This window comes from Clostridium cuniculi, from assembly GCF_004353185.1.
In the GTDB taxonomy this organism is placed as follows: Bacteria; Bacillota; Clostridia; order Clostridiales; family Clostridiaceae; genus Clostridium; species Clostridium cuniculi.
The window spans coordinates 35,815-49,852 of record NZ_SMUS01000004.1 but is presented as its reverse complement, the minus strand read 5'-3'; the positions used below and the strand labels follow the sequence as shown (position 1 = coordinate 49,852).

The 14,038-nt window shown below is 28.3% G+C and carries 18 protein-coding genes; 15 read left to right on the top strand and 3 right to left on the bottom strand.

Features of this window, described 5'->3' with window-relative positions; translation table 11 throughout:
• Positions 1–143: 143 nt before the first annotated feature.
• The 6 genes from obgE to EJJ37_RS02485 all read left to right on the top strand — a co-directional run bounded on the left by obgE (position 144) and on the right by EJJ37_RS02485 (position 5,408).
• Entirely contained in the window at positions 144–1,430 is a 1,287-nt protein-coding gene (gene obgE, locus EJJ37_RS02510; protein WP_133014020.1) for a GTPase ObgE, read from the top strand.
• A 14-nt stretch (positions 1,431–1,444) separates the two neighbouring features.
• Complete coding sequence (gene yhbY / locus EJJ37_RS02505) at positions 1,445–1,750, top strand: ribosome assembly RNA-binding protein YhbY (protein ID WP_133014019.1); 306 nt, start codon at positions 1,445–1,447, stop codon at positions 1,748–1,750.
• A gap of 2 nt (positions 1,751–1,752) precedes the next feature.
• A complete protein-coding gene (nadD, locus tag EJJ37_RS02500) occupies positions 1,753–2,361 on the top strand; it encodes a nicotinate-nucleotide adenylyltransferase (RefSeq protein ID WP_133014018.1) in 609 nt (202 codons plus the stop codon).
• A 1-nt stretch (position 2,362) separates the two neighbouring features.
• Positions 2,363–2,938 (top strand): bis(5'-nucleosyl)-tetraphosphatase (symmetrical) YqeK, encoded by a 576-nt coding sequence (yqeK, locus tag EJJ37_RS02495; protein WP_133014017.1) that lies wholly within the window; start codon positions 2,363–2,365, stop codon positions 2,936–2,938.
• Between the two features lie 53 nt (positions 2,939–2,991).
• Positions 2,992–4,347, top strand: coding sequence for an LCP family protein (locus EJJ37_RS02490; RefSeq protein WP_133014016.1), 1,356 nt, complete (start codon positions 2,992–2,994; stop codon positions 4,345–4,347).
• A 161-nt stretch (positions 4,348–4,508) separates the two neighbouring features.
• The gene (locus EJJ37_RS02485) at positions 4,509–5,408 is read left to right on the top strand and encodes an RluA family pseudouridine synthase (protein WP_133014015.1); all 900 of its coding nucleotides are present in this window, start codon (positions 4,509–4,511) and stop codon (positions 5,406–5,408) included.
• 60 nt (positions 5,409–5,468) lie between these two features.
• Here EJJ37_RS02485 and EJJ37_RS02480 read toward each other — a convergent pair whose 3' ends face one another.
• Positions 5,469–6,779 carry a D-alanyl-D-alanine carboxypeptidase family protein gene (locus tag EJJ37_RS02480; protein ID WP_133014014.1) on the bottom strand — a complete coding sequence of 437 codons (1,311 nt, stop codon included), beginning with the start codon at positions 6,777–6,779 and terminating at the stop codon, positions 5,469–5,471.
• 137 nt (positions 6,780–6,916) lie between these two features.
• On the opposite strand from EJJ37_RS02480, the gene EJJ37_RS02475 reads away from it, so the two are divergent.
• From EJJ37_RS02475 to rlmD, 4 genes are all read left to right on the top strand, one after another.
• Positions 6,917–7,615 carry a helix-hairpin-helix domain-containing protein gene (locus tag EJJ37_RS02475; protein ID WP_133014013.1) on the top strand — a complete coding sequence of 233 codons (699 nt, stop codon included), beginning with the start codon at positions 6,917–6,919 and terminating at the stop codon, positions 7,613–7,615.
• Between the two features lie 126 nt (positions 7,616–7,741).
• Complete coding sequence (locus EJJ37_RS02470) at positions 7,742–8,410, top strand: hypothetical protein (protein WP_133014012.1); 669 nt, start codon at positions 7,742–7,744, stop codon at positions 8,408–8,410.
• Between the two features lie 45 nt (positions 8,411–8,455).
• Entirely contained in the window at positions 8,456–8,851 is a 396-nt protein-coding gene (locus EJJ37_RS02465; protein ID WP_133014011.1) for a hypothetical protein, read from the top strand.
• A gap of 132 nt (positions 8,852–8,983) precedes the next feature.
• Positions 8,984–10,336: a 23S rRNA (uracil(1939)-C(5))-methyltransferase RlmD gene (rlmD, locus tag EJJ37_RS02460; protein WP_133014010.1), complete on the top strand. Its 1,353-nt coding sequence runs from the start codon at positions 8,984–8,986 to the stop codon at positions 10,334–10,336.
• Between the two features lie 67 nt (positions 10,337–10,403).
• Here the strand turns inward: rlmD and EJJ37_RS02455 are convergent, their stop codons facing one another.
• Together EJJ37_RS02455 and EJJ37_RS21110 are read right to left on the bottom strand one after the other, a co-directional pair.
• A complete protein-coding gene (locus EJJ37_RS02455) occupies positions 10,404–10,949 on the bottom strand; it encodes a site-specific integrase (protein WP_338032239.1) in 546 nt (181 codons plus the stop codon).
• A 55-nt stretch (positions 10,950–11,004) separates the two neighbouring features.
• Positions 11,005–11,124 carry a tyrosine-type recombinase/integrase gene (locus EJJ37_RS21110; RefSeq protein WP_338032243.1) on the bottom strand — a complete coding sequence of 40 codons (120 nt, stop codon included), beginning with the start codon at positions 11,122–11,124 and terminating at the stop codon, positions 11,005–11,007.
• A 363-nt stretch (positions 11,125–11,487) separates the two neighbouring features.
• Here EJJ37_RS21110 and EJJ37_RS21285 point away from each other — a divergent pair, with 363 nt between their 5' ends.
• From EJJ37_RS21285 to EJJ37_RS21190, 5 genes are all read left to right on the top strand, one after another.
• Positions 11,488–11,643 carry a transposase zinc-binding domain-containing protein gene (locus tag EJJ37_RS21285; protein WP_133014121.1) on the top strand — a complete coding sequence of 52 codons (156 nt, stop codon included), beginning with the start codon at positions 11,488–11,490 and terminating at the stop codon, positions 11,641–11,643.
• A 48-nt stretch (positions 11,644–11,691) separates the two neighbouring features.
• Positions 11,692–11,928 (top strand): transposase, encoded by a 237-nt coding sequence (locus EJJ37_RS21280; protein ID WP_133014009.1) that lies wholly within the window; start codon positions 11,692–11,694, stop codon positions 11,926–11,928.
• A gap of 517 nt (positions 11,929–12,445) precedes the next feature.
• A complete protein-coding gene (locus EJJ37_RS20760) occupies positions 12,446–12,598 on the top strand; it encodes a hypothetical protein (protein ID WP_243124827.1) in 153 nt (50 codons plus the stop codon).
• Positions 12,585–12,818 carry an N-acetylmuramoyl-L-alanine amidase gene (locus EJJ37_RS21195; protein WP_420808516.1) on the top strand — a complete coding sequence of 78 codons (234 nt, stop codon included), beginning with the start codon at positions 12,585–12,587 and terminating at the stop codon, positions 12,816–12,818. The genes EJJ37_RS20760 and EJJ37_RS21195 overlap by 14 nt, the downstream gene beginning before the upstream one ends.
• A gap of 206 nt (positions 12,819–13,024) precedes the next feature.
• Positions 13,025–13,177, top strand: a complete 153-nt coding sequence (locus EJJ37_RS21190; protein WP_420808515.1) for a peptidoglycan-binding domain-containing protein — start codon at positions 13,025–13,027, stop codon at positions 13,175–13,177.
• Positions 13,178–14,038: the final 861 nt, after the last annotated feature.

Genomic DNA, 14,038 nt, shown 5'->3' with positions numbered 1-14,038 from the left:
GGTAAAAGCACCCGTAAGGGTGCTTTTATTCTTGTAATAAATATATATTTTATATATACTATTATAAAATATATATGTTATGGAATAATAAAAAATAGGATTCTTATGTTTAACATTAGAAAGTTACAAGGAGGATAGTAACTATGTTTATAGATAGAGCCAAGATATTAGTTAGATCAGGTGCCGGTGGAAATGGTGCTGTTACATTTAGAAGAGAAAAATATGTTCCACTAGGAGGTCCAGATGGAGGAGATGGAGGAAAAGGTGGTAGTGTTATATTTACAGTAGATACTGGATTAACAACACTTTTAGACTTCAAATATAAGAAAAAGTTTATAGCTGAATCTGGAGGAAATGGTTCAGGTTCTAAATGCTATGGTAAAGATGGAGAAGATTTATACATAAGAGTTCCAATGGGAACTATTATTAGAGATTTTGAAAGTAATAAAGTTATTGCTGACCTTTCTCATAAGGATGACACATATGTTATTGCAAGAGGTGGTAAAGGTGGTAAAGGAAACTGCAAGTTCTGTACACCAACAAGACAGGCACCACACTTTGCAGAGCCAGGTATGCCAGCAGAAGAAAGAACTTTAATGCTTGAATTAAAATTACTTGCAGACGTTGGATTAGTTGGATTCCCTAATGTAGGAAAGTCAACTTTATTATCAACTGTTACGGCAGCTAAGCCTAAAATAGCAAATTATCACTTTACAACTTTAAAGCCAAATTTAGGAGTTGTTAAAGCTGAAGGAATTAATTCATTTGTTATGGCTGATATTCCTGGAATAATTGAAGGGGCAGCTGAAGGTGTAGGATTAGGACTTGATTTCTTAAGACATATAGAAAGAACAAGATTATTAATACATGTTGTTGATATATCAGGTGTTGAAGGTAGAGATGCTTTCGAAGACTTTGTTAAGATAAATGAAGAACTTAAGAAATATTCTGTAAAGCTTTGGGATAGACCACAAATTGTTGTAGCTAATAAGGCTGATATGCTTTATGATGAAGAAGTATTTGAAGACTTTAAGAAGAAAGTTAATGAATTAGGATTTGATAAAGTATTTAAGATGTCAGCAGCAACTAAAGCTGGTGTTGATGAAGTTATTAAGGAAGCTGGTAAGATGTTAACAGAAATTCCATTAATGGATTTAGAAATACCAGAAGAAGAAAGATACGTTGAAGAAGAAAAGAGATTTACATATGAAATCAACGTTGAAGAAGGCGAAGAGTACAACACATATGTTGTTACAGGATCATTTGTTGATAGATTACTTGCATCTGTAAACATTCATGATGCAGACTCATTAAGATACTTCCATAAGGTACTTAATAATAAGGGAGTATTACAACAAATTAGAGAGATGGGAGTACAAGACGGAGACATGGTTAGATTAAATGACTTCGAATTCGAGTACATATTATAGGAGGAGTAAGGTACATGATAACAGGAAAACAAAGAGCTTATTTAAGAGGGCTTGCAAATACAATTACGCCAATATTCCAAATAGGTAAAAATGGTGTTGAAGAAACATTTTTAAGACAATTAGAAGAAGCTTTAGAAGCTAGAGAACTTATAAAAATAAAGGTTTTAGAAAATAGTGGATTAGCTGCTAGAGAGGTTTCTGATGAAATATGCAAAGCTATAGGATGTGAAGGAGTTCAAGCTATAGGAAGCAAGATTGTACTATATAAGAGATCTGAAAAGAAACCTAAAATAGAATTACCTCAAGGAAAAAATAAGTAACTATGAAACGATATGGTATGATGGGTGGAACATTTAACCCCATACATTTAGCACATTTATATATTGCATATGAAGCTAAAGAAACTTTAAATTTAGATAAAGTTATATTTATGGTTGCAGGAAATCCACCACATAAAAAAGAAAGTCCAGTAATAGATTCTAACTATAGATATGATATGGTTAAGATGGCTATAAAAGATTATTCAGGCTTTGAAATTAGTGATTATGAAATACAGAAGCAAGGATATAGTTATACTTATGAAACTTTAAAATATTTAAAAGGTGATGAAGAAGATATTGAAGTCTTCTTCATTGCTGGAGCTGATTCTTTAATGGATATAGAAAAGTGGAAAAATCCAGAGTTAGTATTAAGTAATTGTACATTTGTAGCTTTCAATAGAGGGGAGTACACTAAAGAAACCCTTGAAAGACAAAAGAAAAAGTTACAAGATAAATATAATTCAAATGTAATTTTATTAGATATAAGTAATTTGGACATTTCTTCTTCTATGATTAGAGAAAGAATAATAAGGGGAAAAAGAGTAGATTTCTTTATGCCTAATAAGGTCATGGAGTATATAGAACAGAATAATTTATATAGGGAGCATTAAAATGTGGGGATTAGAGGAAATAAGAGAGTATTTAAAAAATAATTTAAAGCCATCTAGGTATGGGCATACTTTAGGTGTTGTTAATACAGCTATTAAGCTTGCAGAAATTTATGGAGAAGATAAAAATAAAGCTGAAATAGCAGCACTTTGTCACGATGTTGCAAAAAATATGAGTGATGAAGAGTTGAAAAAAGTAATAGAAGATGAGAATATTTTTTTATCAATTGATGAAAAAAATACACAAGAATTATGGCACTCTATAATTGCACCGATAATAGCTAGAAAAGTTTTTGAAATAGAAGATGAAGAAATTTTAAATGCTATGAGATGGCATACTACAGGTAAGGAAAATATGACTAATCTTGAAAAAATAATATACCTTGCAGATTTAATAGAACCTTCTAGAAAATTTGATGGTGTAGATGAGATTAGAGAATTAGCTTATAAAGATTTAGACTTAGCTATGTTAAAGGCATTAACTCATACAACTATATATTTATTAACAAAAGGTTGTGCAGTAGATATAAACTCTGTTAAAGCAAGAAATTATTTAGTATATAATATGAAGACTAAATAGATTTTAATAGTAATTAATTTTTTATTAGTATATATAAGGTGAGGGACGGGACAATGTCAAGTAAAAAGGATAACAGAGGAAATAATAGTAGAAGAGTCTCTAATAAAAAGAGAGGCAGAGAATTAAGCCCAAGAGAAGAGTTAGAGATAAGAAATAAATTAAGAAGAAAAGAAAAAAGATCTACAGTTATAAAAAGAGCAATTACAGCTGCATTTTTAACAATAGTAATATTAACAGTACTATGTGGAGTATACTTGTTTTCTTTTATTGCATCTTTAAATAATAATGATATGATGGCAGGAGTTAAGCCTAAAGCAAATGAAACTGTGAATATATTATTATTAGGTATGGATATAGGAGATGCAGAGAATACTTCAAATACTTCTGCTAGAAGAACTGATACCATGATGTTGTTAAATTATAATCCACGTACTGATAATATAAAAGTAGTTTCAATTCCAAGAGATACTTTAATTGAGGTTGAAAATGCACATGATGGTAATGGAAATTACATTCCTTATTGGAAAATAAATGCTGCTTATGCTTTAGGCGGAGAAGAAGAAGTTATAGAACAAGTTGAAGATTTATTAGATATAACAGTTAATTATCTTGTAGAGATTGATTATGCTGCATTTAGAAATTTAATTGATGCTATTGGTGGAGTAGAGATGTATATAGATAGAGATATGTATTATGATGATGATGCTCAAGATTTGCATATACATTTTAATAAAGGCGAAACAGTATTATTAGATGGACAAAAAGCAGAAGAGTTCTTTAGATGGAGAAAGAATAATGATGGTACAGGTCTTGCAGATGGAGATTTAGGAAGAATTAAAAATCAACAAAAGTTTATATCTGCATTAATTGAGAAATGTACTAATCCTATGATAATTACTCAGGTTCCAGATATTTTAAAGTCTATAAAAGAAAATGTAGTAACTAATATGTCAGGTACAGATATGATAAAGTATGGATTGAAGATGATAAGCAATTCAGGAATATCTATGAAGACATTACAAGGATATAACGAAAAAATATATGGACAAGATTTTTTAGTTGCAGATCCTTCATATAATCAAAGCTTAATAGAATCATTAAAGATTACTAGTGAGGCAGATAATAGTGAAGCAAAAAAGAATTCTTCTATTATGGTTTTAAATGCAACTAGAGTAAATGGTTTAGCGGGCAATTTAAAAACAGAACTAGAGAAATTGGGATATGCTAATATAAGTGTTGGAAATTTTGATAAAAGTAAAGAATCAAGTATATTATCAAATAATAAAGATTTAAAGAAGTTATTAAGCGATGATACAGGAATTAAAAATCTTTCAAAGAATAAAGATTCAGAATATGAAAAGTATGATGCAGTAATAATAATTGGTGAAGATTATTTAGAGTTTGAATAAAATACATTTTTAGTTTAGAGTTAAGAATGTAGAGTTAAGAGTTTAAATTTAAAGTATGAAAATGACTTTAAAAATGAAGTGTGATAAACTGCAAAGAGCAGTTTAAGCAATAATTCTTAATTCTTAATTCTTAACTCTTAATTATTTAAGGGAGGTAAAGTATGAGCACTTTAGAAAAAAGCGTAGAAAAAGGCTTTGAAGGTAGAAAGATAAGAGAATATCTAAAAGAAGAGATGAAATTATCTTCAAGGTTTATAAGAGGAGCTGCTATGGATAAAAGAATACTAGTAAATAACACTCCTGTAAGAATGAATTATGTTTTAAAAGAAAATGATAATATATCAATTAGTTTAAAGAAAAAAGAAAGTCAAAATATTGAGCCAGAAAAAATAGATATAGATATAGTTTATGAGGATAGTGAAATTATAGTTGTAAACAAAAGACCGAATATGGTTGTTCACCCAACTAAAAGATATCAATCAGGAACGTTAGCAAATGCATTATTATATTATTTTAAAGAGACTAATCAAGACTGTATAGTAAGGCTTGTTAGTAGACTTGATATGGATACATCAGGATTAATAATAATAGCTAAGAATCAATATGCTCATATGGAATTATCTAATAATATGCAACAAAATGAAATAGACAAAAGATATCTAGCTTTAGTTCATGGTCATATGGAAGAAATGGAAGGAACAATAGATAAACCAATATATAGACCAGAACTTGAAGGAAATATGAAAAGAGTTGTAGATGAGAGAGGCCAAAGAAGTATTACTCACTATAAGGTTATCGAAAGATTAAAGGATGCAGATTTAGTTGAATGTTTACTTGAAACTGGTAGAACTCATCAAATTAGGGTACATTTATCTTCATTAGGACATCCGATTTATGGAGATACTTTATATGGAGATGAATCGGATTCTGAGATTATACCAAGGCAGGCACTTCATGCATATGGATTAAATTTCAAGTCACCAAGAACTAAAAAACCACTTGAATTAAGAGCTGAATTACCAAATGACATAAAAGAACTACTAGAAAAGTTAAGAGGTTAAAATAAAAGAGTTAGAGATAACCTTACTAAAAGTAGATTATTTCTAACTCATAATTCTTAATTAAAAATTATGTTTATTTCTTATATAAGAACGTCTTGCTAAAAATTTTTTTCTACGTCTTTTATTACGTATTACTGATATTAGTATTAAAAATAATATAATTATAATAACAATAGCAATTATTCCTAAAATAAAATATTTACTTGAAGTAATTTTTTTTATGGTGTTCTTTACCATAACTTCAGTTGTATATTCTCTATCTACACCACTAGCTAATTTAATATCAGAGACTTTATTACCATTAATTAAAAGAGAAGCATCAAATAAAATATCGCCTTCTTTAATTGAGGTAGTTGTCAAATCTTTATTATCATATTCCACGGATATGTTAGGATTAGTTATATTTTCACCTTCACTTAGATTAAAAGTATAATAAAAGTCTTCAGTTGATAATAAAGGGATAGATGTAGAATTATCTAGAGAATAATCATCTAATTTATCACCTTTAGAAACTACTTTTTTAGTTTTAAAGTTCTCAAATCCCCAATCAAATAATTGACCTACGCTTGTATATAATCCATCTTTATCAGTTGCATTTAAGAAAGCACCAACTATAGTTTGATTATCTTTTTTTGCTACAGCTGTATATGAGTGATTTGCAGCTATAGTATAACCTGTTTTACCACAATAGGCATATTGATATTTATAGTTTGAATCTTCTTTAAGTAGAGGATTTTTATTAATTGCCCACTTTTCACTACCATCTGAAAATGGATGGGTTTCATAAAAGTGAGATGGAGTTCTAGCTATTCTAACAAAATCTTCATTTTGAGATGCATATGCCATTATTAAAGCTAAATCATGAGCTGTAGTTAAATGACCTTCTTCAGTTAATCCACTTGGATTTTTAAAATTAGTATTAGTTGCACCAAGTTCTTTAGCCTTTTTATTCATTAATTTTGCGAATTCCTCATTGGAACCAGCTATGTGTTCAGCAATAGCTTCAGCACAATCGTTTCCAGATTCCAGAAGCAATCCTAAAAGTAATTCCTCTATTGTATAAACTTCGCCTTGAGCAAGTCCGATTGCAGAGCCATCTACTAATGGTGGATTTTCTCCTATAGTTACCTGTTCATCTAATTGACAGTTTTCTAATGCAAGTATTGCTGTCATTACTTTAGTAGTTGAAGCAGGCATATATTGAACATTAGCGTTTTTTTCATAAAGTACTTTTCCTGTAGTTGTATCCATAAGATAAATAGCTTCAGAATATAAATTAGGTAGTGCAAAAGAGCTTATTGTTGTAAGGTTGGTTAACACGCTTGTAAGTAAAAACACCAAAGCAAACGTTTTGCATAATAATTTTTTCATAAATCTCTCCCTTAAGTTACATCTTATATCTTATAAGTTTACCAAAAAAATAAGAAGAATTCCATAGATAAATTCACTGTAAAAGTTTAAAAATGTAATTTATGTCAATAATTATAAGGAGTATGAGGAGGGAGATAATGGATAATTTAAAAAATAAAAAGGTAATAGGAATAATAATAGTTCTATTTATAACAGTAAGTGTGTCACTATTAACATACGGAAAAAATAGAAATAATGTTTTTAAAGATGAATATATGCAAAATATTTTTATAGATGAAGATAATATTAGTATTGAAAAAGAGAATAACAATACTGATTATTTAAAAGAAACTCAGGAAGATAATAATGAGGTATTTATTGAGAGTAGTACTGAGAATAGCAATTTAAAAACAAATTCTAATAATACAATCGTAGTTGAAATTAAGGGAGAAGTAATGAATCCAGATGTTTATACTTTAAATGAAGGAAGTATAATTAAAGATTTAATTGAAATGGCAGGGGGATTAACAAAGGAAGCAGATATTTCAAATATAAATAGAGCCAAGGAAATTAGCAATCATGAGTTAATAATAATTAGAAATATAAATGATGTTAACATAGAGGAAGAAGTAGATTACAGTGAAATAAATGAAGATAATGATGATGGAAAAATAAGTATAAATGATTCAGATATAAGTAAACTTAAAGAAATTCCAGGTATAGGAGAAGTAAAAGCTAAGTCTATAATCTTATATAGAGAAAAAAATAATGGATTTAAATCTATTGAGGAATTAAAAAATGTTGATGGAATAGGAGAAAAGACCTTTGAAAAAATAAAGGATAGCATTAAGTTGTAGATTATAATGTGAATTTTACATAAATATGTTTTCAAATGCTTTAAAAACACAGGGGATTAATGTTATAATTAATAAGATTTAGGAAAACATATTATTAAGTTAAATAATAGTGTAGGGGGTAAGAACATGAAGAAGAAGGCAATATCTTTAGCATTAGTTGCAATGTTAGCTATTAGTGTAGTAGGATGCTCAAGTAACAACGGTGAGGGAAAGACAGCAGAAGATAATCAAAAGACAGCAGTTGAAAATGTAGATATACTTCCAGGAAAATGGTCAGAAGATTATACTAGAGAAGAAGTTAAAGAATTATATGAAAAGTCATTAGCAAGTGTAGAATCAACAGCTAAAGGATATTCATTAGATTATGATATTACAGAAGATGAAATAAAAGAAGAGAATGGTGAATCAGTTAATGATACTTATGTATATTTTGATATTCCGGATGCAGAGAGATTAGAAAGTTTATACTTTGGTTTCAAACAATATGGTTCAGATTTAGCTAATGGAAAATTAGAAATGAAATTAGGATATAAGTTAGATAAAAAGACTATATTAGAAACAGGAAAATTTGATTTTGAAAATTTATCATTATCAGCTTTTTCACAAGCATTTACTGGTGATTATGACAGAGATTATACTGAGTTAGATAAACAAATATATGATGCAATTAAAAATGGTACAGATGAGGGTATAGAAACTATAACAAATAATGTTGATGGTTTAAAAGAAACAATAACAATTACAGAAGACTTTTTACTTTATAAATTAGAAAGTAGAGTATATAACTTTAAGTAAATAATAAGCTTTAATTATATAAATATAAATTCTATGGAGGTAGAGATGGTAGATAACAATAAAGAAAAGGTTAATTCAGCTGAAAATAATGATAATTCCGTATCGCCAGAGGTTTTAGAGGAAGCAAAGGTATATTTAGCTGAAGAGAAAGCTGCAGAAGCTAGAGAATTTATAAGGGATGAAGAAATAAAGGCTGATGGTAAGTTTCTTCACTATACAAAAGTTATTTTAAGTGGAATATTAGATCAAATATTTGTTATAGCTTTAGCATTGGTAGTGTTTGGAATATTTGATTTAGCTTTAAAAGTTTTTGGATATAGAGTAGCTTTAAGAGAAGAAGTATTTATGATTATTTATGTAATAAGTAACATACTATATTATCCAATTTTACAAGAAGTTTTACACGGAAAAACTTTAGGAAAAAAATTCATATTTAGATAACTTTATAAAGCACCTTTATAATAATTTATAGAGGTGTTTTTATTTTTGTTTTAATGTATAATACTAATAGTTAGAAGTTAAAATTTATGATTTTTTTATAATAAATAATTAATTTTTAGATTGGAGCGTAAGATGAAAAGAGGAAGTCAATTAACATTAAAAATAAACAATATAAAATTTCCTTCAACAGGAATTTCAGAGTGTGAAGGAAAGAATATTTATGTGAAAGGTGCTTTCCCTGGGCAAACAGTAAAAGCTACAGTTAAGAAAAATAGAGAAGGATATGCTGAAGCTAAGCTTGTAGAGGTAATTGAAAAAGCTGGATATGAAATAGAAGCACCATGTCCTCATTTTGGAGTATGTGGAGGATGTAGCTCTCAAAATTTAACTTATGAAAAGCAATTAGAATTATTAAGTGATGAAATTTGCGATCTTTTTGAAGAAAAGGACCTACCTATGGGAATGTACCTTGGAGTAAAAGGTAGTGAAAATTGCTGGGAATATAGAAATAAAATGGAATTCACTTTTGGAGATTTAGAAAAAGGTGGAGAACTTACTTTAGGAATGCACATGAAAGGAAAGTCTTTTGGTGTATTAACAGTTGATAACTGTATGATAGTTGATGAAGATTTTAGAACTGTTCTTAAAACAACTGTAGATTACTTTAGAAAAACAGGATTACCTTATTATAGAGTAATGAAAAGAGAAGGTTATTTAAGACATTTAGTTATCAGAAAAGCTACTAATACTGGTGAACTTATGGTTAACTTAGTAACTACAACTCAAATAGATTTTGACTTAACAGAATATACTGAATTACTTAAAGCTCAAAACTATAAAGGTAAATTAGTATCTATATTACATACTGAAAATAATTCTTTATCTGATGCAGTTGTACCTGAAAAGGTAAATGTATTATTTGGAAGAGATTACATAGTTGAAACTTTACTTGGTCTTAAATTTAAAATATCACCATTCTCATTCTTCCAAACTAACTCTAAGGGAGCAGAATCTCTTTACAGTGTAGTTAGAGATTTTATGGGAGATGGTGAAAATAAAGTTGTATTTGATCTTTATTGTGGAACTGGTACAATTGGTCAAATAGCTGCACCTAATGCCAAGAAGGTTGTTGGACTTGAACTTATTGAAGAAGCTGTTGAAGCAGCAAAAGAAAATGCTAAGCTTAACGGATTAAATAACTGTGAGTTTATAGCTGGTGATGTTGCTGAAACTATTAAGAAGGTTAAGGATAAGCCAGATATAATCATCTTAGATCCACCAAGAAGTGGTGTTTCTCCAAAGGCTTTAGATTATGTAATTAGATTTAATGCACCTGAAATAATTTATGTTTCATGTAATCCAAAGACAATGGTTGAAAACTTAGATGTATTATTAGCTCATGGATATAAAGTTGATAAGAGCACAGTTAAAGACATGTTCCCAAATACTCCACATGCTGAAACTGTAGTAAGGTTAGTTAAATAATAATAGGGTTTAGCTAATATAATATAATCTAAATATGTTATTGCCGACAATTTGCCAACGTAAATAATCAAATGTCGGCAATAATATTTTCTAATATATTCACAACTTCTGTTTTCATTTTATCTGTTACATGTGCATAAGTATCCATTGTTGTTGATAACTTAGAATGTCCTAATCTTTTTTGGATAGTTTTAATATTAGCTCCGTTTTCTATTAACATTGTTGCATGTGTATGTCTAAGTGAATGAAAATTAAAAGATATTTTTAAATCATAATTAACAACTCTTGATAAATATTTTAAACTATCAGTAGTTACAAGCTCACCATTTTCTTTAGTACAAACAAAGTTGCTATTTGTGTAGTAAGAACCGTATTTTAATTTATTTTCTTTTTGATATAGTTTATGTCTTTTTAATATTGAAACTAAAGTATCACCTATATCTATTTTTCTATAAGAGGATTTAGTTTTAGGTGTTCCAAGTTCAAATATAGCTCTTCCTTTTGAAACTAAAGTATGTTTTACAGAAATTATTTTATTTTCTAAGTCTACATTTTTCCATTTTAAAGCTGTAATTTCTCTACCTCTCATTCCAGTATGAAAAGCAATTTGCAATGGGATATAAAAGCTACTTCAAAAAGGAAAACGCTCTAATATTTTATTAAAATCATTATATGATATAATCTTTAAGTCTGATATTTCTTTTTAATTTCATAGATTTAAAATAAGGTTTTAAATGAGTATTTATTATTCTGCTATAATAGTCTGAGGTTCCATATTTACAGTTGATTAAAACATAATTATTAAACCAAAGATCTAAATATTCATTTTAATACAATCTTTTTCTATTAAAGCTAAGTCATCTCAACAGGAACATCATAAAAAAGTGCTAATTGATTAATAGAGAAAGGATTTTTAAAAGCACTAATTTGGAAGGTTAAAAGTTAGAAGAGCAGAAATAGAAAGATTTTTATCTTGGGGATAAGGAAAAATTCTTTAGAGAAATTATATTTATTTCTCTTTTTTTCCATAACATTGCCGGTAAATGTATTTAAAGTGTTGTTTAGAGTTTTTGTTACATATTTTTAATATTTCAATGGCTGAAAGTTAGATGAAATCTAGCCTTCTGCTATTTTTTGTGGTAAATTAGTAAATTATAATTAGAGGTAGATTCTGTACTTCTTGTGGTAAAGTTTATACAGATAATTGGATAGACAATATGCTTGGTAATTTAATAAATGTTAAGCATATACATATTGTATTTACAATCTCAGAGGAATTAAGAAAGTTTTTTTGTATGAATAGATAAAGGTTAAAAATACTTCCGAAATGCGCAGCTAAAGCTGTTACGAGTTGGATGCATAGTTTAAATAAAAGCCAACAGTTTACACCAGGTATAGTTACAGTAATACATACTTTTGGGAGAGATTTAAAATGGAATCCTCATGTTCATATGATGGTTACTGAATGTGGCAAAGGAAAAACCATAGAATGGAGACATATAAGACATTTTGTATTTGAGGCACTAAGAAAAAGGTGGCAGAAGGTATTATTAAATATACTAGGCAGAAGAGAAATTAGAAGAAGCTATTGAAATATATGCGATTACAAAAGGAATACTTAGTGGTAGAATAATTCCGAGGACAACGTAGTTGGAGGAATAATGAAACCTAAAAATTATACAGGTGTATATGGAAAAGAATACAAACAATAAATAAGCATAGGACTATACGAACCTATGCTTATCAGAATATTCAAAAATTAATTCCCGAAGGGAGTGTGGCGAAAGCCACTTTTTTTATTTATAAAATAATAAGGCCAAAATCATATAAAAATGATCCTGACCTTATTATGTTAAATTGCTAAAAAAATAGCATTGAATGTAATAATAGGGGCTATTACATCTTTATTCTGTTCATGAATAAATAAAATATACACGAGTAATGACTTAATATGATTTATACATGAACAATTATTATATAACATTTATTTTTATAATAAATACTTTATTATGATAAACGACTCTAAAAATAGAATAAAAATTATTAAGAGAGATAATTGACTCTCTTTTTATTTTATAAAAAATACTTAAAAGAAAGAAGGTTTTAATTATGAAAAAAACAACTTGTGGAGTAGATGATGGAAATACAATAAGCAGAGATGGTTCAGGAGCTGTAGGAAGAATAAGAGAAGGAGAACACACGAGATTTGTAGGAAATAAAGTAAGAAGATTATTAAAAGAAAGAGAAAATATGGTTTATTAGTATTCATTTTAATGCAGGAGGAGGAAGAGGGGGTGAAGTTTACACATATAAGGGTAGACAATATCAGTATGCTTTAGATGTTTGCGCTAATATATCAAGTGCATTAGGTATTCCTAATAGGGGAGTTAAAGAAGGAACAGGGCTTTATGTAATAAGAAAAACAAAAGACAAGAAGTATGCTTATAGAAGTGTGCTTTGTAGATACAGACGACGCAGATAAGTATTTAAAGTAGGATATAAAGATGTTGCAAAAGCTATTGTTGACGCATTAACAGGACATATAGAAAATGAAATACAAACAACTACAAATAATGATAACACTGCAGTTGTAAGTAATATAAATAAATGAGTGTGGGATTTACAAACAGAGTGTAACAAGCAAGGGCTTAGTAATCAAAAAGTAGACGGTTATTCAGGCCCTAATACATTAGTGGGTGTCTAACTTTAAAGAAGGGCTCAAAAGGAAACATAACTAAGCTATTACAACAAAAATTAATAAGTTTAGGATATGATTTAGGGAAGTATGGAGCAGATGGAGTTTTTGGAACAGATACTTATAATGCAGTAGTAAAATTCTAAAAAGATAATGGATTAACACCAGATGGAATTGTTAGTAAAAATACATGGAACTGTTTAATATATAGATAAATCACAAGATTGGATAAAAAATTACAAAAATGAATAAGTATTTATTTTTAGATACTTAGCCTTTTTTGCTTTGTTGATTTTTGATATACTTTGTCGAAAATATATATAAATAGAAGTACAAGCTATACAAATTGAGCAAATAAATAAAACAGAAAGTAAATAAGCACCAGGATTACTCATGGTGCTTTTATCATACCAAGATTTAAAAGTATCAAAATGATTTTAAAACAAAAAGGAAGTCACAAATAATAGGGGGGACTTCCTTTTTATTTTTAGTTAAATTGTTGATAAAATAACAAATGAACTTAACACATAAATATATATCATAAATTTCTATATAAACAAGAATATTATGACAAACAGCATAAAAAATGGAATGAAAAACATAGAATAAATATAAAAAAAGAAATCACCAAATGTAGACGATGGTGATTTCTTTTTAAGTTATAAATTTAATATTATTATCTTTCCAAATGGTTTTAACTTGGATATTTTTATCTTTTAATAAATCAATAAAAATTTCTGTTCCTTCTCCACTCGGGAAAAATATTCCTATTAGGTATATGCTTATAATTCCAAATATAAACCCGAATTCAATAGACTTGATTAAGTTTAATATAGGATTATTCATATTACTCCTTTATATATTTTTTATTTATAAGAAAATACAACTCATCTATCACCTGAGTCAGTATATACATATGAATTTTATAATGAAATAGTTGGACCTGAAGCACTAAATCCTAAGGTACCATTTATACTTAATTTATCGGTTAAAGTTATAGCTGGAGA